Annotated in this window: 23 protein-coding genes; 20 read left to right on the forward strand and 3 right to left on the reverse strand. The window is 64.3% G+C overall.

The genetic code is table 11. From position 1 onward, the window contains the following. Window positions 1-195: 195 nt before the first annotated feature. From ACVWYP_RS09650 to ACVWYP_RS09660, 3 genes are all read left to right on the forward strand, one after another. The gene (locus ACVWYP_RS09650) at window positions 196-702 is read left to right on the forward strand and encodes a pilus assembly protein N-terminal domain-containing protein (protein WP_038387572.1); all 507 of its coding nucleotides are present in this window, start codon (window positions 196-198) and stop codon (window positions 700-702) included. Between the two features lie 170 nt (window positions 703-872). Next, on the forward strand, window positions 873-1442 hold the full coding sequence (locus ACVWYP_RS09655; protein ID WP_016842646.1) for a TadE/TadG family type IV pilus assembly protein: 570 nt from the start codon (window positions 873-875) through the stop codon (window positions 1440-1442). 8 nt (window positions 1443-1450) lie between these two features. Beyond that, window positions 1451-2080: a TadE/TadG family type IV pilus assembly protein gene (locus ACVWYP_RS09660; protein ID WP_168858009.1), complete on the forward strand. Its 630-nt coding sequence runs from the start codon at window positions 1451-1453 to the stop codon at window positions 2078-2080. A gap of 222 nt (window positions 2081-2302) precedes the next feature. Here ACVWYP_RS09660 and ACVWYP_RS09665 read toward each other — a convergent pair whose 3' ends face one another. The 3 genes from ACVWYP_RS09665 to ACVWYP_RS09675 all read right to left on the reverse strand — a co-directional run bounded on the left by ACVWYP_RS09665 (window position 2303) and on the right by ACVWYP_RS09675 (window position 4585). Further along, window positions 2303-2515, reverse strand: coding sequence for a cold-shock protein (locus ACVWYP_RS09665; protein ID WP_016842648.1), 213 nt, complete (start codon window positions 2513-2515; stop codon window positions 2303-2305). Between the two features lie 279 nt (window positions 2516-2794). Continuing rightward, a complete protein-coding gene (gene infA / locus ACVWYP_RS09670; protein WP_016842649.1) occupies window positions 2795-3088 on the reverse strand; it encodes a translation initiation factor IF-1 in 294 nt (97 codons plus the stop codon). 24 nt (window positions 3089-3112) lie between these two features. After that, window positions 3113-4585 (reverse strand): DEAD/DEAH box helicase, encoded by a 1473-nt coding sequence (locus ACVWYP_RS09675; protein WP_439711143.1) that lies wholly within the window; start codon window positions 4583-4585, stop codon window positions 3113-3115. A 522-nt stretch (window positions 4586-5107) separates the two neighbouring features. On the opposite strand from ACVWYP_RS09675, the gene urtA reads away from it, so the two are divergent. The 17 genes from urtA (at window position 5108) to ACVWYP_RS09760 (ending at window position 21020) form a co-directional block, all read left to right on the forward strand. Further along, on the forward strand, window positions 5108-6403 hold the full coding sequence (urtA, locus tag ACVWYP_RS09680) for an urea ABC transporter substrate-binding protein (RefSeq protein ID WP_439711144.1): 1296 nt from the start codon (window positions 5108-5110) through the stop codon (window positions 6401-6403). Between the two features lie 118 nt (window positions 6404-6521). Continuing rightward, window positions 6522-8120 (forward strand): urea ABC transporter permease subunit UrtB, encoded by a 1599-nt coding sequence (gene urtB / locus ACVWYP_RS09685; protein WP_439711187.1) that lies wholly within the window; start codon window positions 6522-6524, stop codon window positions 8118-8120. A 235-nt stretch (window positions 8121-8355) separates the two neighbouring features. Next, window positions 8356-9525, forward strand: coding sequence for an urea ABC transporter permease subunit UrtC (gene urtC, locus ACVWYP_RS09690; RefSeq protein ID WP_168858008.1), 1170 nt, complete (start codon window positions 8356-8358; stop codon window positions 9523-9525). A gap of 4 nt (window positions 9526-9529) precedes the next feature. Continuing rightward, window positions 9530-10291, forward strand: a complete 762-nt coding sequence (gene urtD / locus ACVWYP_RS09695) for an urea ABC transporter ATP-binding protein UrtD (RefSeq protein ID WP_304498470.1) — start codon at window positions 9530-9532, stop codon at window positions 10289-10291. Between the two features lie 4 nt (window positions 10292-10295). Beyond that, a complete protein-coding gene (gene urtE / locus ACVWYP_RS09700) occupies window positions 10296-10991 on the forward strand; it encodes an urea ABC transporter ATP-binding subunit UrtE (RefSeq protein WP_024581870.1) in 696 nt (231 codons plus the stop codon). 49 nt (window positions 10992-11040) lie between these two features. After that, window positions 11041-11877: an urease accessory protein UreD gene (locus tag ACVWYP_RS09705; protein WP_304498471.1), complete on the forward strand. Its 837-nt coding sequence runs from the start codon at window positions 11041-11043 to the stop codon at window positions 11875-11877. Between the two features lie 28 nt (window positions 11878-11905). Beyond that, window positions 11906-12208, forward strand: coding sequence for an urease subunit gamma (locus ACVWYP_RS09710; RefSeq protein ID WP_304498472.1), 303 nt, complete (start codon window positions 11906-11908; stop codon window positions 12206-12208). A gap of 111 nt (window positions 12209-12319) precedes the next feature. Then, the gene (locus ACVWYP_RS09715) at window positions 12320-12625 is read left to right on the forward strand and encodes an urease subunit beta (protein WP_038387566.1); all 306 of its coding nucleotides are present in this window, start codon (window positions 12320-12322) and stop codon (window positions 12623-12625) included. Between the two features lie 5 nt (window positions 12626-12630). Beyond that, window positions 12631-13185 carry an HD domain-containing protein gene (locus ACVWYP_RS09720; protein WP_304498473.1) on the forward strand — a complete coding sequence of 185 codons (555 nt, stop codon included), beginning with the start codon at window positions 12631-12633 and terminating at the stop codon, window positions 13183-13185. A 1-nt stretch (window position 13186) separates the two neighbouring features. Continuing rightward, a complete protein-coding gene (ureC, locus tag ACVWYP_RS09725) occupies window positions 13187-14902 on the forward strand; it encodes an urease subunit alpha (protein ID WP_028342272.1) in 1716 nt (571 codons plus the stop codon). A 48-nt stretch (window positions 14903-14950) separates the two neighbouring features. Continuing rightward, window positions 14951-15250: a putative quinol monooxygenase gene (locus ACVWYP_RS09730; protein ID WP_024581875.1), complete on the forward strand. Its 300-nt coding sequence runs from the start codon at window positions 14951-14953 to the stop codon at window positions 15248-15250. A gap of 24 nt (window positions 15251-15274) precedes the next feature. Then, window positions 15275-15574 carry a putative quinol monooxygenase gene (locus tag ACVWYP_RS09735; RefSeq protein ID WP_028342270.1) on the forward strand — a complete coding sequence of 100 codons (300 nt, stop codon included), beginning with the start codon at window positions 15275-15277 and terminating at the stop codon, window positions 15572-15574. A 7-nt stretch (window positions 15575-15581) separates the two neighbouring features. Beyond that, the gene (locus ACVWYP_RS09740) at window positions 15582-16199 is read left to right on the forward strand and encodes an urease accessory protein UreE (RefSeq protein ID WP_304498474.1); all 618 of its coding nucleotides are present in this window, start codon (window positions 15582-15584) and stop codon (window positions 16197-16199) included. Further along, a complete protein-coding gene (locus ACVWYP_RS09745) occupies window positions 16180-16917 on the forward strand; it encodes an urease accessory protein UreF (RefSeq protein ID WP_304500210.1) in 738 nt (245 codons plus the stop codon). Before ACVWYP_RS09740 ends, ACVWYP_RS09745 begins: the two co-directional genes overlap by 20 nt. 173 nt (window positions 16918-17090) lie before the next feature. Next, window positions 17091-17729, forward strand: coding sequence for an urease accessory protein UreG (ureG, locus tag ACVWYP_RS09750; RefSeq protein ID WP_028334695.1), 639 nt, complete (start codon window positions 17091-17093; stop codon window positions 17727-17729). Window positions 17730-18153: 424 nt separating this feature from the next. Further along, window positions 18154-19815 (forward strand): CHASE domain-containing protein, encoded by a 1662-nt coding sequence (locus ACVWYP_RS09755; protein WP_038386111.1) that lies wholly within the window; start codon window positions 18154-18156, stop codon window positions 19813-19815. Between the two features lie 176 nt (window positions 19816-19991). After that, on the forward strand, window positions 19992-21020 hold the full coding sequence (locus ACVWYP_RS09760; protein ID WP_051003091.1) for a cytochrome-c peroxidase: 1029 nt from the start codon (window positions 19992-19994) through the stop codon (window positions 21018-21020). The last annotated feature ends 392 nt before the right edge of the window (window positions 21021-21412 follow it).

Genomic DNA, 21412 nt, shown 5'->3' on the forward strand with positions numbered 1-21412 from the left:
CGGCGGTCCCCGCGGGGGTGTTTTTCCGCGGGATCACCGGGCCGTTGGCCGATCCGTTCCGGAAGTCGTGACATCCGCGCAATTCAGCGGTCGATTTTTGCTCTTCTTAAATGAATTGCCGTCAGATTTGCCTGCGTCGGGCGCCGGTCCGCTGCGTATCGCTTTTGCCGGCTTGTTAACGTCCCGGGGTAAGGTATGTCGTTTCAGTCCCAGCGTATTCGCGCCGTCGCGCGCATTGGATTCATCTCGCTGGCCGCAGCCGTTCTGCTGTGGCCCGCATTCGCAACGGCTGCGCCGGATCCGGACCGGATTGCGGTCAATGTCGATCAGGCCAAGCTCGTCAAGCTGCCCGGCGGCATCTCCACCATCGTGGTCGGCAACCCGCTGATCGCCGACGTCACCCTGCAGAATGGCGGCGTTGTTGTCGTGACCGGCAAGGGCTACGGCGCGACCAACTTCATCGCACTCGACCGCACCGGCCAGGTGCTGGTGGATCGCCAGATCCAGGTCGAAGGTCCGACCGACCAGTTGGTCACCGTTTATCGCGGCGTCGATCGCGAGACCTACAGCTGCATGCCGGTCTGCCAGCGCCGCATCACCCTCGGCGACGGCGAGACCTACTTCAAGTCGACCATGGACCAGGCCGGCTCGCTCAACAGCCAGGCCTCCGGCTCGGGCGCGGCCGCGAAGCCGCAGAACTAGCGCGTGTCCGCGCCGGCGTTTCACACGCCGGGGCAGCCGTCGGCCGAGGCGGTTCATCCGACATGGTTAAGAAAAGCCTAACGGATCGGGTCGCTCTGTCTCGATCCGGCGAAATACTTCGACAATGAGTCTTGGGTAGTTGTTGTCGCCATGTTGATCCGGGGTCGTTGATGCCGCTGCCCGCTCATTCTTTTGCGCGCCTCCTCCATCGCTTTCGCCGAAACCGCCGTGGCGCGACCGCGGTCGAATTCGCGATGGTCGCGCCGCTGTTTTTCGGACTGCTGTTTGCGATCATCGAAGTGGCGATGATCTTCTTCGCGAGCCAGGTGCTGGAGACGGTGACGCAGGATTCCGCGCGCATGATCATGACCGGTCAGGCGCAGGGCGCAAGCTATACCCAGCAGCAGTTCAAGAACTTCGTCTGCGGCCAGGTCAGCGCACTGTTCGATTGCGCCAACGGCATATCGGTCGACGTGCGCAGCTATCCCGCTGCGACGGGCTTCAGCAGCGTCAACATCGCGCCTCCGATCGATTCCAACAACGCATTCATTCCGACCATGAAATGGTGTCCTGGCAAGGACGGCGACGTCGTGGTGGTCCGGCTGTTCTATCAGTGGCCGCTGTTCGTCACCAAGCTTGGCTTCAATGTCGCCAACCTCGCCAACGGCAAGCGGCTGCTGACCGCGACCGCGACATTCAAGAACGAGCCATCCGGCACCGCCGGGGCGACATGCTCATGAGCAACGTCATGAAAACCCAGGCAGCGGCCTTGCTGCGCTCGGTCGCGGCCCTCTGCAATGACCGCCGGGGCCTTGCCGCGGTCGAGTTCGCTTTCGTCCTGCCGCTGATGCTGGTGCTGTTCTTCGGCACCGTCGAGTTTTCATCCGGTGTCGCGGTCGACCGCAAGGTCACCTTGATGGCGCGCGCAGCGTCGGACCTGACCTCGCAGTCGACGCAGGTGGTGGATGCCGACCTGCAGAACTTCTTCAGCGCCAGCGTCGGCATCATGACGCCATACGATCCGACGCCGACCAAGGTCACATTGTCGGAAATCTACGTCGATGCCTCGAAGGTCGCGCGGATCCAGTGGAGCAAGGCGGGGGTGATGGCCACGGGCGCCACGCAGGCCACATTGACGGCCTCGAGCCGCAGTCAGGGCGATGTCGTGACCAGCGTCGTTCCGGCGGCGCTGCTGGTTGCGGGCACCTACCTGATCTTCAGCGAAGTCAGCTACAAATACGTTCCGACGGTCGGCTATGTGATGGCCAAGAGCGGCATCAATCTCACCGACGTCGCCTTCACCAGGCCGCGGCAGTCGGTTTGCGTGTTCTACGCCCCGACCTCCGCCACGATGCCGACGACCTGCTCGACCTATTAGAGCGTTTTCGAGCGAAGTGGATACCGGTTCGCGTGAAGAAAACGCGTCAAAACAAGAATCTAGAGCCCCGTTCCGATTCAATCGGAACGGGATAGGCTCTAGAGCTCTTCGAACGACGCTGACGCCGGTTGGCAATCCAGACAAAAAGGGCCGCATCCGAAGATGCGGCCCTTGATGCTTTAGCGACAATTTCCTGGAGCTTCGTGCTCCCGGGAAATCGGCTTATCCGGCGGCGCGCAGATTGTCGGCCGAGGATTTGCCGGAACGGCGGTCAGCCACGATCTCGTAGGAGATCTTCTGGCCTTCACGCAGAGTGCCAAGGCCGGCGCGCTCGACTGCACTGATGTGCACGAACACGTCGTTCCCGCCTTCATCCGGCTGGATGAAGCCGTAGCCCTTGGTCGCGTTAAACCACTTCACGGTTCCCATGCTCACGTGGGTAGTCCCTTCTCAGATATACAAGTTCAAGACCCGCTGATCGGCGGGGTGGTGAGATCGAATTTTTGGAAGGGTCGTCAGCGTCTGAACCGGCTGTACCGGTATTGGCTAATGTCGTCCGGCCGAAAATCGATGGGTAGGATATTATTCGATAGAAGGCTTCAAAACAATCCTGAAAACAATCCTGACGTGCGCGATTTTTTGGCCGGCGCAGCCGCCGGCCAATTGTGCGCAGGACATCAGGACATCATGCCCGCAGCGGTTGCAATACCCCGCTTATCGGCGGCGGAACTGGCCGCCGCGCTGGGCTCCGCCCCGCGGCGGGCCGCCCGGCGCGCCGCTCGGACGTTCGTCCTTGTGCCGGAAGATCAGGCGCCCCTTTTCGAGATCGTAGGGCGACATTTCGATCGTAACACGGTCGCCGGCCAGCGTCTTGATGCGGTTTTTCTTCATCTTGCCGGCGGTGTAGGCGACGATCTCGTGCCCGGCATCGAGTTGCACCCGGTAACGAGCGTCGGGGAGGATTTCGGTCACCAGTCCTTCGAACTGGATCAGCTCTTCCTTAGCCATATGTTTCTCCAGATCGAGCGACGGCTAGTGCTTCGGTCGGTTGTTGCGGTTGTGTTGCGGATTCGGCCGGCTCTCGCGATGCAAGAAGGCGACGCCCTGAATGCCTTCGCTGTTGCCGGCCTGCGACGGACGCGGCGACTCGCCCCGGCTCGTCTGCGGCGCGCCATTATTACCACCTCGACGGCGGCGGCGGCGAGGGCCTTTTGCACCCGGAGCGGCCTCATTCCCACGGACATTATGTGCCCGGGGCGCAGAACGGCCGCCCCGGTGCGGGTGGGTGGCCTGCGCCGGCGCGGCGGCCTCGCGGCCGCCAGAGGAGCTGCCTTGCGTGCGGCGGTCTTCCCGCGGCACGGTAATCCGGATCAGCCGCTCGATATCGCGCAAATAGCCCATCTCCTCGGCGCCGGCGATCAGCGAGATCGCGACGCCGTCGGCGCCGGCGCGTGCCGTGCGGCCGATGCGGTGGACGTAGGTCTCCGGGATGTTGGGCAGGTCGAAATTCACGACGTGGCTGACGCCGTCGACGTCGATGCCGCGGGCGGCGATATCGGTCGCCACCAGCGTGCGGATTTCGCCGGAACGGAACGCCGCCAGCGTGCGCTCGCGGTGGTTCTGCGACTTGTTGCCGTGGATCGCATTGGCCTCGATGCCGGCCTTGGCAAGGCTTTTCACCACCTTGTCGGCGCCGTGCTTGGTGCGGGTGAAGACCAGGGCGCGGTTGACCGGTTCCTGCTTCAGCAACTGGGCGAGAACCGTCGGCTTGGCCGCGAAATCGACCTGGATCGCCCGCTGGGCGATGCGATCCACCGTCGAGGCCACCGGCGTCACCGCCACGCGGGCCGGGTCGCGCAGCATCGCTTCGGCGAGCTCGGCGATGTCCTTGGGCATGGTGGCCGAGAAGAACAGCGTCTGGCGCCGGATCGGCAACTTGGCGACGATTTTCCTTATGTCGTTGATGAAGCCCATGTCGAGCATGCGGTCGGCTTCATCGAGCACCAGGAACTCGACCTGGTTGAGCTTCAGTCCGTTGCTCTGCACGAGGTCGAGCAGGCGGCCGGGGGTGGCGACCAGCACCTCGACGCCCTGCATCAGGGAGCGGACCTGGCGGCCCATCGGCACGCCGCCGATGGCGAGCGTCGAGGACAGCCGGATGTGGCGGCCATAGGTGTTGAAACTGTCGAGGATCTGCCCGGACAGTTCGCGGGTCGGCGAGAGCACCAGCACGCGGCAGCTCTTGGGCTGCGGGCGGACGCGGTTTTCAAGCAGCCGGTGCAGGATCGGCAGCGCGAAGGAGGCGGTCTTGCCGGTACCGGTCTGGGCGATGCCGACGACGTCGCGGCCGGCAAGGGCTAGCGGGATGGTCTGGGCCTGGATGGGGGTCGGCGTGAGATAATTTTCTTCTCGGAGCGCGCGGGCGATGGGATCGGCGAGGCCGAAATCCTGAAAGGAGGTCAAAAGGTGGTTCTTTCCATAAAAGCCGTCGTCGTCCCGGCCCATATCGGCCGGAAGCGCAGGAAGGCATTCGGGGACACCCGCGTGTCTGGGGCGTCAAGCTGGGTTAGCTGAAAGGCGAGCCAGAAGCCGCTTGGGGCAGCTTGAACACGCAGCTCGCAAAGGCACCGCGATGTCGCGGGCATGGCGAGGATATGGACCAGGAACTGGGCGGTTTCAAGATGAGATCGCCGTCTTTGGTGCCCGGAGTTCGCTGAACCATCGCGCAAACTGTCACAAATCGGTGCCGGAAATTTAGCCAAGACTGCGATTTTGCCTACAAAATAGTCTGATTGCTCTTTCGGCAGTCAAGTTGACAGCTCAATGATTGAGCAAGCGGCTTCCGTATTTGCCCGGAACCGATGAAATTATCCAGCCGGTTCATCGGCTTACGGGGGCTGCGCACCGTGGCACAGTTCTTGCGATTCCCTTAACCGCAGGCGGCCAAGCGGCCGTTCGCAGCGTTCCACGCCTGCGTCAGGGAGACGACATTTCATGCTTACTCACCTTTCTCACAAAATAACGACGATGACCCGCCGCCGCGCGCTCGCGGCGACGGCCGGCCTGGTTTTGGGCCTGGCTGCGTCCTCGTCCCTCGCGCCCGCGCAAGCGGCCGACGACACCATCAAGGTTGGCATCCTTCACTCGCTGTCAGGCACCATGGCCATCAGCGAAACCACGCTGAAGGACACGATCCTTTTCCTGATCGACGAGCAGAACAAGAAGGGCGGCGTGCTCGGCAAGAAGCTCGAGCCCGTCGTGGTCGACCCCGCCTCGAACTGGCCGCTGTTCGCCGAAAAGGCCCGCGAGCTGATCACCAAGGACAAGGTCGCGGTCGTGTTCGGCTGCTGGACCTCGGTGTCGCGCAAATCCGTGCTCCCGGTGTTCAAGGAGCTGAACAACATCCTGTTCTATCCGGTGCAGTATGAGGGCGAGGAGTCCGAGCGCAACGTGTTCTACACTGGCGCTGCGCCGAACCAGCAGGCGATCCCCGCCGTCGACTATCTGATGAAGGAAGAGAAGGTGAAGCGCTGGGTGCTGGCCGGCACCGACTACGTCTATCCGCGCACCACCAACAAGATCCTGGAAGCCTATCTGAAGTCGAAGGGCGTCGCCCAGGACGACATCATGATCAACTACACGCCGTTCGGTCACTCCGACTGGCAGACGATCGTGGCCGACATCAAGAAGTTCGGCTCGGCCGGCAAGAAGACCGCGGTGGTCTCCACCATCAACGGCGACGCCAACGTTCCGTTCTACAAGGAGCTCGGCAACCAGGGCATCAAGGCGACCGATATCCCGGTGGTCGCGTTCTCGGTCGGCGAGGAAGAGCTCGCCGGCATCGACACCAAGCCGCTGCTCGGCCATCTCGCCGCCTGGAACTACTTCGAGTCGATCAAGACCCCGGCGAACGAGAAGTTCATCAAGGAGTGGCAGGCCTACACCAAGAATCCGAAGCGCGTGACCAACGATCCGATGGAAGCGCACTACATCGGCTTCAACATGTGGGTGAAGGCGGTCGAGAAGGTGAAGTCGACCGATCCGGACAAGGTGATCGATGCGCTTCCCGGCATCGAGGCGCCGAACCTGACCGGCGGCGTGTCGCAGATGCTGCCGAACCACCACATCACCAAGCCGGTGTTCATCGGCGAGATCAAGGGCAACGGCCAGTTCGACGTGGTCTGGAAGACCCCGGGCCTGGTGGCCGGCGATGCCTGGTCGAAGGAGCTCGAGGGCTCCAAGGACCTGATCGGCGATTGGGTCGGCAAGAAGTGCGGCAACTACAACACCAAGACCAACAAGTGCGGCGGCCAGGGCTCCTGATCGGGCGCGCCTGACCTCAACAACGACACAACACAACCTTCCAACACCGGAGAAGGCGGCACCGCTCGCCGCCTTCTCCTCACACTCCTGCCGGGGTACTGACGTGTTTGCCAATTGTATTGATCGCTTTCGCGCGCTTTGTCTCTCGATCCTGCTGCTGAGCTGCGTCGCTGTGCCGGCGCTGGCTGGTCCGTTCGAGGATTCGGTCGCCAAATTCGCCAATGACGAGTTCTCCGACACCGAGGCTGCGATCGGTGAGGTTGCCGCGTCGGGCAATGCGCTGGCCTCGCCCATCATCAGCGCGCTGCAGGACGGCCGGCTCTCGGCCGATCCCGACAGCAAGAAGGTCTTCATCACGCGGACCGACGGCAAGATCGTCGACGCCGCCACGGGTGCTGCCGTCGACAAGCTGCCCGACAACGCCGCCGCCGTCCGCCTCAACAACCGCCTGCGCCGCACCGTGGAGGCCGCGCTCGGCGGCCTGACGCTGCTGTCGCCGGATCCGGCCAAGCGCCTCGCCGCCGCGCAGTCGGTGTTCAAGAGCCACGAGGAGAATTTGCTGCCGACGGTGGAGAGCGCGCTCGCCAAGGAGAGCGTCAAGTCGGTCAAGCAGGCCTTCGCCGAGGCGCGCGCCGCCATCATCCTGTTCAAGTCGGACGCATCCGACAGCGACAAGCTCGACGCCGTCGCCGTGGTCAAGGCGCGCGGCGATCAGGAGGCGCTGGCGCTGCTCACCGCCCTCGGCACCGACCAGCCGCCGCTGGTTGCCAACGCCGCCGCGAGCGCGGTGTCCTCGATCCAGAGCAATCTGGCGATGTGGTCGATGGTGCAGAATGCGTGGTACGGCCTGTCACTCGGCTCGGTGCTGCTGCTCGCGGCGATCGGGCTTGCCATCACCTTCGGCGTGATGGGCGTCATCAACATGGCGCATGGCGAGATGGTGATGCTCGGGGCCTACACCACCTTCGTGGTGCAGGAGGTGATCCGCAGCCGCTATCCTGCGCTGTTCGACTACTCGCTGCTGATCGCGGTGCCGCTCGCCTTCCTGGTCGCCGGCTTGATCGGTGTCGTGATCGAGCGAACCATCATCCGCTTCCTCTACGGCCGTCCGCTGGAGACGCTGCTCGCGACCTGGGGCCTGTCGCTGGTGTTGCAGCAGGCGGTGCGCACCGCGTTCGGTCCGACCAACCGCGAGGTCGGCAACCCGTCCTGGATGAGCGGCGCCTTCGAGCTCGGCCAGATCACCATCACCTATAACCGGCTCTGGATTCTCTGCTTCACGCTCGCGGTGTTTGCCATCCTGCTGGCGATGCTGCGCTACACCGCGCTCGGACTCGAGATGCGCGCGGTGACCCAGAACCGCCGCATGGCGGCCTCGATGGGGATCGCCACCTCGCGCGTCGACGCGCTGACCTTCGGCCTCGGCTCGGGGATCGCCGGCATTGCCGGCGTGGCGCTGTCGCAGATCGACAATGTCAGCCCGAATCTCGGCCAGAGCTACATCATCGACAGCTTCATGGTCGTGGTGTTCGGCGGCGTCGGCAATCTCTGGGGCACGCTGGTCGGCGCCTTCACGCTCGGCATCGCCAACAAGTTCCTCGAGCCGATGGCCGGCGCGGTGCTCGGCAAGATCGCGATCCTGGTGCTGATCATTCTGTTCATCCAGAAACGGCCGCGCGGCCTGTTCGCGCTCAAGGGTCGGGCGGTGGAAGCATGACCTGCTTTGAGCCACCAATGACTGCCCCGAAGTGCGCTGCGACTCCCTCTCCCACTTGCGGGGGAGGGTTGGGGTGGGGGTCTCTCCACACGGTACACTCCCGATGTGGAGAGACCCCCACCCGCCGCGCGCTGATGCGCGCCATAGCCGAAGCTCCGCTTCGGCGTCTCCTAAGAACGGCCGCCCAAGGCGGCCTGCGCTCCCCCGCAAGCGGGAGAGGCAAGGGAGTTCGCCGATGACGCCGCACATCCTCACCCGTTCGCTCGACCGCGCCGCGACCGCGTTCGTCCTGATCGTGGCCGCGATCGGCGTGCTGATCCCGTTGTCGAACCTGCTGCTGCCGCAGGGCTCGATGTTCCAGGTGCCGACCTATCTGGTCGCGCTGTGGGGCAAATATGTCTGCTACGCCATCCTCGCGCTCTCGATCGATCTGATCTGGGGCTATTGCGGCATCCTCTCGCTCGGCCACGGCGCATTCTTCGCGCTCGGCGGCTACGCGATGGGGATGTACCTGATGCGCCAGATCGGCAGCCGCGGCGTCTACGGCAACCCGATCCTGCCCGACTTCATGGTGTTCCTGAACTGGAGCAAGCTGCCCTGGTACTGGTACGGCTTCGACAAGTTCTGGTTTGCTGCGCTGATGGTGCTGCTGGTGCCGGGTCTGCTCGCCTTCTGCTTCGGCTGGCTCGCCTTCCGCTCGCGCGTCACCGGCGTGTATCTCTCGATCATCACGCAAGCGATGACCTACGCGCTGTTGCTGGCGTTCTTCCGCAACGATTTCGGCTTCGGCGGCAACAACGGGCTGACCGACTTCAAGGACATCATCGGCTTCAACGTGCAGGCCGAAGGCACCCGCGCGGCGCTGTTCCTGCTGAGCTGCCTTGCGCTGATCATCGCTTTCCTGATCTGCCGCGCGATCGTGACGTCGAAGCTCGGCAAGGTCCTGATCGCGGTGCGTGACGCCGAAAGCCGGACCCGCTTCCTTGGCTATCGTGTCGAATCCTACAAGCTGTTCGTGTTCACGCTGTCGGCCTGCATGGCCGGCGTCGCCGGCGCGCTGTACGTGCCGCAGGTCGGCATCATCAATCCCAGCGAGTTCGCGCCCGCCAACTCGATCGAGGCGGTGATCTGGGTCGCGGTCGGCGGCCGCGGCACGCTGATCGGCGCGGCGCTCGGTGCCGTCGTCGTCAACTATGCCAAGACGTTCTTCACCTCGGGGCCACTCGCACCGTACTGGCTGTTCATGCTGGGCGCGCTGTTCATCCTGGTCACGCTGCTGCTGCCCAAGGGCATCGTCGGTACCTTCAACGCCTGGTGGGAGCCGCTGAAAGCGCGGCGCAACTCACCCGACGCCGAGAGTGCCGCGCGCGAAGACGGCATCGGCGCACCGAACCCGGCGGAGTAGGCAGATGAACGTCATGGATACCCGCGCCACTTCGGCCATGCTCTACCTCGATGGCGTGCACGTCTCGTTCGACGGTTTTCACGCCATCAACAATCTGTCGCTGGCGCTCGAGCCCGGCGAGATGCGCGCCATCATCGGCCCGAACGGCGCCGGCAAGACCACGATGATGGACATCATCACGGGCAAGACCAAGCCCGACGAGGGCACGGTGCTGTTCGACGGCACCGTCGACCTGACCCGGCTCGACGAGACCCGGATCGCCGAGCTCGGCATCGGCCGCAAATTCCAGAAGCCGACGGTGTTCGAGAGCCAGACCGTACAGGACAATCTGCTGCTCGCGCTCAATGTCGATCATTCCGTGCGCGGCACGCTGTTCTGGCGCGGCAGCAAGGCCGAGTCCGAGCGTATCGACAAGGTGCTCGAGACCATCCGCCTGACCGATGCGCGCAACCGCCTCGCCGGCAGCCTGTCGCACGGCCAGAAGCAGTGGCTCGAGATCGGCATGTTGCTGGCGCAGGACCCGAAGGTGCTGCTGGTCGACGAGCCGGTCGCAGGGATGACCGATGTCGAGACCCATCTGACCGCGGAGCTCCTGAAGGAGATCAACAAGAACCACACCATCATGGTGGTCGAGCACGACATGACCTTCGTACGCGAGCTCGGCGTCAAGGTGACCTGCCTGCATGAGGGCTCGGTGCTCGCCGAAGGTTCGATCGACCAGGTGTCGTCGAACGAGCGGGTGGTCGAAGTGTATCTGGGGCGCTAGGGCGATGCTGAAGATCGACAACATCAATCTCTACTACGGTGCGGCGCAGGCCTTGCGCGGCGTGTCGCTGACCGCCGAGCCGGGCAAGGTGACCTGCGTGCTCGGCCGCAACGGCGTCGGCAAGACCTCGCTGCTGCGCGCCATGGTCGGCCAGTATCCGATCGCGTCCGGCGCGATCAATTTCGACGGCAAGGACATCACCGCGCTCAAGCCCTATGAGCGGGCGCGTCGCGGCATCGGCTTCGTGCCGCAGGGCCGCGAGATCTTTCCGCTGCTGACGGTGGAAGAGAACCTCAAGACCGGCTTCGGTCCGCTCAAGCGCGAAGACCGCAACATTCCCGACGACGTGTTCTCGCTGTTTCCGGTGCTGGAGACCATGCTGGGCCGCCGCGGCGGCGACCTTTCCGGCGGCCAGCAGCAGCAGCTCGCGATCGGCCGCGCGCTGGTGATGCGGCCAAAGCTCCTGCTGCTCGACGAGCCGACCGAGGGCATCCAGCCCTCGATCATCAAGGATATCGGCCGCGCCATCTCGTATCTGCGCAACCTTGGCAACATCGCGATCGTGCTGGTCGAACAATATCTCGACTTTGCCTGCGAACTCGGCGACAGTTTTGCCGTGATGGACCGGGGTGCGGTGAAATATGCCTGCGACCGCGCAAGCCTCGATCCCGCCGAGATCAGCCGCCAGATGGCGCTGTGAACAGGATGTGACGCCGCCTGTCGTGGCGCGCGGAGGGAGCGTCGGGGGAATGCGGAGCGGGATCGCAGGCGCGGCAGCGGCGACGTTTGCGGCAAACCGCGCCCAGGGTGCGGTCCGATTCGGTGTGCATCTCAAAGACGGTGCCACCCGCCGCGGCGACCTGCATGAGTCGGGCTCGTTGCGCGTCCGCTTCCCATCGCCGGAGGACGACGGTCTCTCGGCCATGTTCGTCAACACCGCCGGCGGCATTGCCGGCGGGGATCGCTTCGAGATCGCGATCGCGGCCGGCGAGGGCGCGCGTTTGACGCTGACCACGGCGGCGGCTGAGAAAGTCTACCGCGCACCGGCAGCGGCGGCACGGCTCGACATCGCGCTGACCGTTGCCGCAGGCGCGCATCTCGCCTGGCTGCCGCAGGAAACCATCCTGTTCGACCGTGCCCGCATTCACCGCAGCTTCGACATCGACCTCGCCGAGGGTGCTTCGCTCCTGCTCTGCGAGATCGTGGTGTTCGGCCGCGCAGCGATGGGCGAGACCATGCGCCACGGCGAATTTGTCGATCGCTGGCGGATGCGGCGTGGCGGCAGGCTGGTGTTTGCCGAGACCGTCAGGCTCGACGGCGAGATTGGCGAGAAGCTGGCAAGGCCAGCGATTGCCAATGGCGGCTGCGCGATCGGCACGGCGCTGATCGTGCCGGGCGACGAGGCGTTGGTCGAGCGCATCCGCGAGGCGTCGGAAAACTTCGGCGGCGAGGTCGGCATCTCCGCCTGGAATGGCTTTGCAATGGCCCGCTTCTGTGCCCAAGATGCGGCCCGGCTGCGCGCCGACATGATGATGGTGCTCGGTCGCGCCTCCACTGTCCCGCTGCCGCGGCTGTGGCTCAACTAAACCTTTCAAGAACGATCAGAGTGCTCGCATGAATTTGTCTCCCCGCGAAAAGGACAAGCTCCTGGTATCGATGGCGGCCATGGTGGCGCGCCGCCGGCTCGAGCGCGGCGTCAAGCTGAACCATCCCGAGGCCGTCGCGTTGATCACCGATTTCATCGTCGAGGGCGCGCGTGATGGGCGCACCGTCGCCGATCTGATGCAAGCCGGCGCCCAGGTCCTGACCCGCGCGCAGGTGATGCATGGCATCCCGGAGATGATCCACGACATCCAGGTCGAGGCGACATTCCCCGACGGCACCAAGCTCGTCACCGTGCACGAGCCGATCCGATAGCCACGCGCGCGTCATTCCGGGGCGGCCGAAGGCCGAACCCGGAATCCAGAGATTGTTTAAGGAGATTCCGGGTTCATGCTTCGCATGCCCCGGAATGACGAGGAGAAGGACATGATCCCCGGCGAACTCTTCATCAAGGACGGCGAGATCGAGCTCAATGCCGGCCGCAAGACCGTGACGCTCTCGGTCGCCAACACCGGCGACCGCCCGATCCAGGTCGGCTCGCACTACCATTTCTTCGAGACCAATCCGGCGCTGAAATTCGATCGCAAGAAAGCCCGCGGCATGCGCCTCGACATCGCCGCCGGCACCGCCGTCCGCTTCGAACCCGGCCAGACCCGCGACGTCCACCTCGTCGCGCTCGCCGGCAAGCGCGTGATCTACGGTTTTCGCGCCGAGGTGAAGGGGAAGCTTTAGGTCCGATGCTGCCCGCGCTCCGCATGGTCTCCGAAGCCGCCGAGCTTGCTGCGCGCCGTCACAACGGCATGGCGCGCAAGGGGCGGGGCAGCGAGCCTTACATCAATCATCTCGCCGAGGTCGCGAACCTGCTCGCGCAGGTGACCGATGGCGCCGATGCCGAGCTGGTGGCGGCAGGCTGGCTTCACGACACGATCGAGGACACCGAGACCACGCGCGAGGAGCTCGTGCAGAAGTTCAGCGTGCGCGTTGCCTCGCTGGTGGCCGAATGCACCGACGACATGAGCCTGCCAAAGGCTGCCCGCCGGCAAAAGCAGATCGAGGACGCTCCGCACAAGTCTCCCGATGCAAAGCTGATCAAGATCGCCGACAAGATCAGCAATATCGGCGCGCGGATCGTGCCGCATCCAAGCAAGGACGAGCGCGACGATCTCGCCGACTATGCGACCTGGGCCAACAAGGTCGTTGCCGGCTGCCGGGGCATCAATCCGCGGCTCGACCGCATTTTCGACGACACGATTGCGCGCGCCAGGGCCGCGCTGGCTGAAACTGGGGGCTGATATGTCCGTGAAGATCAAGCGTTCCGTCTATGCCGACATGTTCGGCCCGACCACCGGCGACAAGGTGCGGCTTGCCGACACCGACCTGATCATCGAGGTCGAGAAGGATCTCACCACCTATGGCGAGGAGGTGAAGTTCGGCGGCGGCAAGGTGATCCGCGACGGCATGGGGCAGTCGCAGGTGACCAACGCGCAGGGCGCGGCCGACACCGTCATCACCAACGCGCTGATCGTCGATCACTGGGGCATCGTGAAGGCCGACGTCGCGATCAAGGAGGGCATGATCGCGGCGATCGGCAAGGCCGGCAATCCCGACATCCAGCCCAACGTGACCATCATCATTGGCCCCGGCACCGACGTGATCGCCGGCGAGGGCAAGATCCTCACCGCGGGCGGATTCGACAGCCACATCCATTTCATCTGCCCGCAGCAGATCGAGCACGCGCTGATGAGTGGCGTCACCTCGATGTTAGGGGGCGGCACCGGCCCGTCGCATGGCACCTTCGCCACCACCTGCACGCCCGGCCCTTGGCACATGGGACGGATGATCCAGTCGTTCGACGCTTTCCCGGTCAATCTCGGCATCTCCGGCAAGGGCAATGCCTCGCGCCCGGCGGCGCTGGTCGAGATGATCAAGGCCGGCGCCTGTGCGCTGAAGCTGCACGAGGACTGGGGCACCACGCCGTCGGCGATCGACACCTGTCTATCGGTGGCCGACGATTACGACGTCCAGGTGATGCTGCATTCGGACACGCTCAACGAATCCGGCTTCGTCGAGGATACGATCAAGGCTTTCAAGGGCCGCACCATCCATGCCTTCCACACTGAAGGTGCCGGCGGCGGCCACGCGCCCGACATCATCAAGGTCGCCGGCCTCAAGAATGTGCTGCCGTCCTCGACCAATCCGACAAGGCCGTTCACCCGCAACACCATCGACGAGCATCTCGACATGCTGATGGTGTGCCATCACCTCGATCCGTCGATCGCCGAGGACCTCGCCTTCGCCGAAAGCCGGATCCGCAAGGAGACCATCGCCGCCGAGGACATCCTGCACGATCTCGGCGCGCTCTCGATGATCTCGTCGGACTCGCAGGCGATGGGGCGGCTCGGGGAGGTCATCATCCGTACCTGGCAGACCGCCGACAAGATGAAGAAGCAGCGCGGCACGCTGCCGCAGGACAAGGGCAACGACAACGACAATTTCCGCGTCAAGCGCTACATCGCCAAATACACCATCAACCCCGCGATCGCGCACGGCGTGTCGAAGCTGATCGGCTCGGTCGAGAAAGGCAAGCTCGCCGACCTCGTGCTGTGGTCGCCGGCGTTCTTCGGCGTCAAGCCGGATTGCATCATCAAGGGCGGCTCGATCGTGGCGGCGCCGATGGGCGATCCCAACGCCTCGATCCCGACGCCGCAGCCGGTGCATTACCAGCCGATGTTCGCCGCCTTCGGCAAGTCGCTCACCGCGTCCTCGGTGGTGTTCACCTCGAAGGCCGCGGCGAGCGGCGGTCTCGCCCGCAAGCTCGGCACAGCCAAGAAGCTCTATGCGGTGCAGAACACCCGCGGCAAGATCTCCAAGAAGAGCATGATCCACAACGACGCGACGCCCGAGATCGAGGTCGATCCCGAGACCTATGAGGTACGCGCAGACGGCGAGCTCTTGACCTGCGCGCCGGCCGAGGTGCTGCCCATGGCACAGCGCTATTTTATGTTCTAAAACCCATCCCGGTATCTCACCCAGAAAAGAAAACCGGGAGGAATTTCCGTGATTTACGTCGTTGCCACGCTGACCATCAAGCCCGAGACCCGCGCCGAATTCATCGCCGCGGCGACGGCCTGCATCAAGGAAACCCGCAAGGAGCCCGGCAACATCGCCTACGATCTGCATGAGAGCGTCACCGACCACAGCAAGATGGTGTTCGTCGAGCAGTGGGAGAACGCGGAGGCACTGGTGCCGCATCGCACCGCCGAGCACATGAAGACGTTCGGCCGGGTCGCGGTGAAATGCATGGCCGCGCCGCCGAAGATCGAGGTGATCACGCCCGAGAAGGTCGACGTCCGCTAAAATAAGAAGAACGGGAGCAACAGCATGATCTATGTCATCGCCACCACGCCGATGAAGCCGGAGAACAAGGACGACTTCATCAAGGGGCACAAGGCCTGCACGGTCGAGACCCGCAAGGAGAAGGGCTGCATCTCCTATGACGGCAATGTCAGCGTCAACGATCCCAACCTCTATGTGGTGGTCGAGCGCTGGGAGAGCCGCGAGGATCTCAACGGCCATGCCAGGGCGCCGCACATGAAGGTATGGCGCGAATATTCCGCTAACATGAAGACCGGGCCGACGGTGATCGAGATCATCAGCGACGCCAAGGTCGAGAAGCTCTGAGGCATCGATGATCCGCGCCACCAAAGTCCTGGGACAGCATCGCTGGAAGGAAGCGGCAGCCGACACCGTCGTGCTCGATTTCGACGACCGGCATCGGCGGCGGATGGTGATGTCAGGGACGCGCGGGCTCGAATTCCTGCTTGATCTCGAAAACGCCGTCGCGCTGCGCGGCGGCGATGCCCTGGTGCTGGAGGACGGCCGCCTCGTCGAGGTGGTCGCAGCTCCCGAGCCGCTCGCGGAAATCCGCGGCAGCGATCCGCATCATCTGATCCGGGTCGCCTGGCATCTCGGCAACCGTCATCTGCCGACCCAGATCATGCCGAAGGGCCTGCGCATCCGCAGGGATCACGTGATCGAGGCGATGGTGAAGGGGTTAGGGGCCCGTGTCATCGAGATCGAGGCGCCGTTCGATCCCGAGGGCGGCGCCTATGCCGAGCATGCGCATGCCGACGAGCACGCGCATGGTCACACCGGGCACGATCATGCCCACAGCCATGCGCATGATCACGGTCACCACCATGGCCATGAACATGGGCCTGACCATGACCACCACCATCATCATGATGAGCATTGCGAGCATGCCCATCATCACCACGACCACTCCCATGCTCATGACCACAAATGAGCCCGATCCCGCCGTGCTGCGCGGCGGGATGGCGGAGGACGAGGCGGCCGCGCTGTACCGGCTGATGACATGGCTGTCGCCGTCCTTTCCAGTCGGAGCATTTGCCTATTCCGGCGGCATCGAATGGGCGGTCGAGGCCGGCGACATCACCGATGCAGCGTCGCTGCGCGATTGGCTCGCCGCGATGCTCGCCGACGGCAGCGGATTTTGCGACGCCGTGTTTCTCGCGCAGAGTTTTCGCGCGGCGTCTGAGCATGATCCCGCCGGGCTGAAGGAGATTGCCGAACGCGCGGCCGCCTTCGTGCCGTCGCGCGAGCGGCAACTCGAGACCACGACGCAGGGGCGCGCCTTCATCGAGATTGCCCGTGCCGCCTGGAATTCGCCCGGCCTCGACGCCATGATCGCGGCTTGCGACGGACCGATCGTCTATCCGATCGCAGTCGGCCTCGTTAGCGCCGCGCATGGCATTCGGCTTCCGCCTGTGCTGCACGCCTTCCTGCATGCAGTGACCTCGAACTGGATTTCCGCGGGCAGCCGGCTGATCCCGCTCGGGCAGACCGACAGCCAGCGCGTGCTGGCCGATCTCGAGCCGGTCGTGGCCGCGACCGCGGCGCGGGCCGACGCGGCCTCGCTCGACGATCTCGGCAGCGCGACCTTTCGCGCCGATCTCGCAAGCCTGCGTCACGAGACGCAGTACACGAGGCTGTTCCGGTCATGAGGCACCCTCCGCCGTCGTCCCGGCGAAAGCCGGGACCCATAACCACCGGCCTTCGTGGTTACGCAAGTCTGCGGCCCCAGCTTTTCGCAACAATTGAATTCGGTGGTAATGGGTCCCGGCTCCGTGCGCAACTGCGCACTCGGCCGGGACGACGATAACGGAGAGAGCGCCTCATGCCCACTTCCCACGGCCCACTTCGCGTCGGCGTCGGCGGTCCGGTCGGCTCCGGCAAGACCGCGCTGATGGACCTGCTCTGCAAATCGATGCGGGAGCGCTACGACATCGCCGCGATCACCAACGACATCTACACCAAATGGGATGCCGAGTTTCTGGTGCGCTCCGGCTCGTTGACGCCGGACCGCATCGCCGGTGTCGAGACCGGCGGCTGTCCGCACACCGCGATCCGCGAGGACGCTTCGATGAATCTCGCCGCGGTCGCCGACATGCGGGCGAAATTCCCCGACCTCGATCTGGTGCTGATCGAATCCGGCGGCGACAATCTGGCGGCGACCTTCTCGCCGGAATTGGCCGATCTGACGATCTACGTCATCGACGTTGCCGCCGGCGACAAGATCCCCTCCAAGGGCGGCCCTGGCATCACGCGATCCGACCTCCTGGTGATCAACAAGATCGATCTCGCACCCCATGTCGGTGCGTCGCTCGAGAAGATGGACACCGACGCCAGGCGGATGCGCGGCGAGCGGCCCTTCGTCATGACCAACCTGAAGAAGAGCGACGGCCTCGATCGCATCATCAGCTTCATCGAGACCAAGGGCGGCCTTCGGTCGCAGGGCAAGGTCAAGGCGGGTTAGGCGTTAATCATTGTGGCACGGGTCCCGTCACCCTGAGGTGCGAGCGTCGCGAGCCTCGAAGGGTGCACGGCCACCAGTCGGGCCGTTCACCCTTCGAGACGCGCGTGCCGCGCTCCTCCAGCGACAAAGGCGAAGCCTTTGCGCGGGGTGACGGTCGATGAGAGGGGCGCGCACCTCGCCGCAAAAAAGCTGCGCAATAGCCGGAACAATTTCCAACTTTGACGATTAGCAACCGTTGGCGCCGCCAAAGACCGCCGGGTGGCGTCGTCGTTAATGTTGCCGACCGGCTCCTGTTGCGGACCGATGATCGCTATTCCATATTACTTTGCGGCGGGCTTTCATCGCATCCTGATTTGTCGCCGCCCTCGCAGAAGCCAGATGCCTTCCGTCCCCTTTCGCCACCCCCTGATTGCCGAGTAAGCGTGTGGTTCGACTGGGCTTCATCGTTGCCTTGATTGCACTGATCGGAGTTCTGCTCTCCGGTCTTGCCGCCTATCGGGTGCACGATCAGGAGCTCGCGATCGACGGCATTGCGTTGGCGCGGGCGATCGACGTCCATGCCAGCCTGGTGCAGGACCGCCTGACCGAGCGCGAGCTGCTGGCGCGGGTCGCCTCGGGGCTGTTCCGGGCGCCGTCGATGGTGAAGGCCAACATGCTGCAGCCGCTGCGCTCGGCGATCTACGCCTTCAAGACCGATTTCGTCGTCGCTGCCTGGATCGCGCGGCTCAAGCCGGACGAGCTCGCCGCGGCGGAGGCCGAGCTGAAGGCCAACGGCTTCACCAATCCGACCATCCGCGATTTCGACGACCAGGCGCTCGACCTCAAGGCGCTCGACAAGCCGATCAACGTGCTGATGGACGTCGAGCCGCGCAATCCGGAGACCCTGAGCATTCCGGGCCGCGCCTTCGACCGCCACTCGGTGGTGGGCCCGATGCTGGCGCGGGCGATGGCCAACGCCAAGCCGGTGGCCTCCGACCCGGTGCCGCTGTTGCGGCAGAACGGCCCGGTCGGGGTCGTGCTCGCCGCGCCGGTGTTCCAGGAGGGCGCATCCGAGCCGGCCGGCTTCATCACCTTCTCCTATGAGTTGTCGTCGCTGATGCTGACCAACGACGACAGCTCGCTGTTCGCGGTGGCGCTGAAGGACCCGCGCGATTCGAATGACGAGTTCACTGCCAACGAGCAGGGCATCGTCACCTCGCGCGCGGTGCGCCAGGACGGCCCGCTGCCGTCGATGGTGCGCACGGTGACGTTCGGCGGCCGTGACTGGTCGCTCGACTATTACGCCAAGAGCAACGCCACGGTGCGTGCGCAGCAGACCGCGACCATCGTCGCGGCGATCGGCCTCGCGCTGACCGGTATCGTCTGCGGCCTGTTCGGCTATGTCGCCTACAACAATTTGCGCCTCAGCCGCGAGATCGAGGTCCGCATCGGCTTCGAGCGCCGGTTGACCGCCGTGATCGACGAGCTCAACCATCGCGTCAAGAACATCCTTGCGGTGATCCAGTCGATCGTGACCCGCACGCTGCGGCACGGCGCCGATATCGACGTCGCGCGCGAGCTCCTGATCGGGCGCATCCACGCGATGTCGAACGTCGTCACGCTGCTCAGCGAGAGCCAGTGGCAGGGCGTCAAGCTGAAGGGCCTGTTCGAATCGCGCTCGATCCCGCATGCCGACCGGATCGCTGTGAACGGTCCCGACATCACCGTCAGCGCCCGCGCCGCGCAATCGCTGTCGCTGCTGTTCTTCGAGCTTGCCTCGCATTCCGACGAAGGGCTGTCGCTGGTCGGCAAGCACCCGCACATCGTCGCCAATTGGGAGGTCGTCGGCGAGGACGCCGACGCGGTCTTCCATTTCCGCTGGGAGGAGTTCAACACCAGCCAGGCGACGCGGCGGGTCGATAGTGATTTCGGCCTGATCCTGCTCGACCGTGTCGCGCCCGAGGCGCTCGGCGGCACCGCAAAGCGCTACTTCACCGACGTCTCCTATGTCTATGAGCTGACCGCGCCGATGGATACCGTCGTCGACATGACCGAGCGCGACCGTACCGAGCAGTTCTCCGCGCCGCTGCGCCCGGTGAAGAAGTAGCGGCTGCCTCAGGTTGTGTGACCAGACCGCCGCGCGGATTGATCGAAATCAGGCGCGCGCAGGCCCCGCGTCATCGTGACCAATGCCCGGTATCCGTAATAGGCCGCAACCGTTTGTTAAAACTTCGTTGAACTTGCTTGGGCATATACCGAGCAGGATACCGTCTGAGGACCCCGATGAGGCTTTGGGTCAGCCTGACCTTGCTCGCGGCAGTTTTGCCGGTAGGGCTGTCGCTTGCCTTGACCCCGGCGACAGCGCCGGGCGACCCTGCGACAATCCGTGCCAGCTATCGGCGGCCGGACGTCGTTCCGTTCCCGAGCAGCAATCCCTATTCGGAGGCGAAATCCACCCTTGGGCAGCTGCTGTTCTTCGATCCGCTGCTGTCGAGGTCAAAGACGCACTCCTGCGCGAGCTGCCACAGGCCATCCCTTTCATGGGCCGACGGCCTTCCGCGCGCCATCGGTGAGGATCCCAAGGGCCTGCCGATCCGCTCGCCGACATTGATCGATGTGGCCTTCTTCGAGCCGCTGGGATGGGACGGCAAGTTCAAGGATCTGGAATCCGTTGCGTTCGGGCCGATCCTCAGTCCGGCGAACCTGAACATGACCGAGCCGGAATTGATCGCACGACTGTCGGCGATCCCCGGCTATGTCGATGCCTTCACCCACGCGTTCGGAGACGGCGCGATCACGCGGCCGAGGATCGAGGCGTCATTGGCGACCTTCGAGCGCTCCATCATCGCAGGCGAGGCTCCGTTCGACCGTTGGATCAAGGGCGACGATACCGCCATCAGCAAGTCAGCCCAGCACGGCTTTGAGCTTTTCAACGGCAAGGCGCGTTGCTCGGCTTGCCACAGCGGCCCGTCGTTTTCCGACGGATCCTTCCAGGATATCGGCACCGCCAAGGGCCATGACATCGGGCGCGGCCGTTTCTTTCCGACCTCGGCGAAGCTGAAATATGCGTTCAAGACGCCGACATTGCGCGACGTCGCGCGCCGCGCGCCCTATATGCACGACGGATCGGTGGCGACGCTGGAAGATGTCATCGAGCTTTACAACAAGGGCGGGATCGATCGGCCGAGCCGATCGCCCGACATCAAGCCGCTGTCCCTGACGGCAGGCGAGAAGAACGACCTCATCGCCTTCCTGCAAACCCTGACTGCAACGGCCCCGCCGGTGGCAGGGGTCCCCAAACTGCCGCGCTGACCTCGGCCCAACGCGGTTCAGAACGAGGTTCGTTCAGCACAGGTGCGGCAGCGCCGCGCCCAGCAGGCCGAACCCGACGATCACGAATGCGCCCGCACAGGTCTCGAGTGTCGCTGCGCGCGCAGCGGACGATCTTGTCATGTAGGCGAGGGCCGACCCCACCCCGATACTTACGACGCTCAACGCTCCGAACACTGTACCGGCCTCCCGATCCGATTTTGTCCGGATTTGACTACGACAGTTGAATTGAGCTCCCGTGCCGGAATTAGCTAAAATTTGAGGGAACCGGCTGTAAAGACTGCACTAAGGGACAGGCCGGGGGCTCGCCTGCCATGATTAACCACAATGCAACCACGGGGTGTCCCGGCAGGCGCAAAGCGTAAAATTTGATA

It is taken from the genome of Bradyrhizobium sp. USDA 3262, from assembly GCF_054060035.1.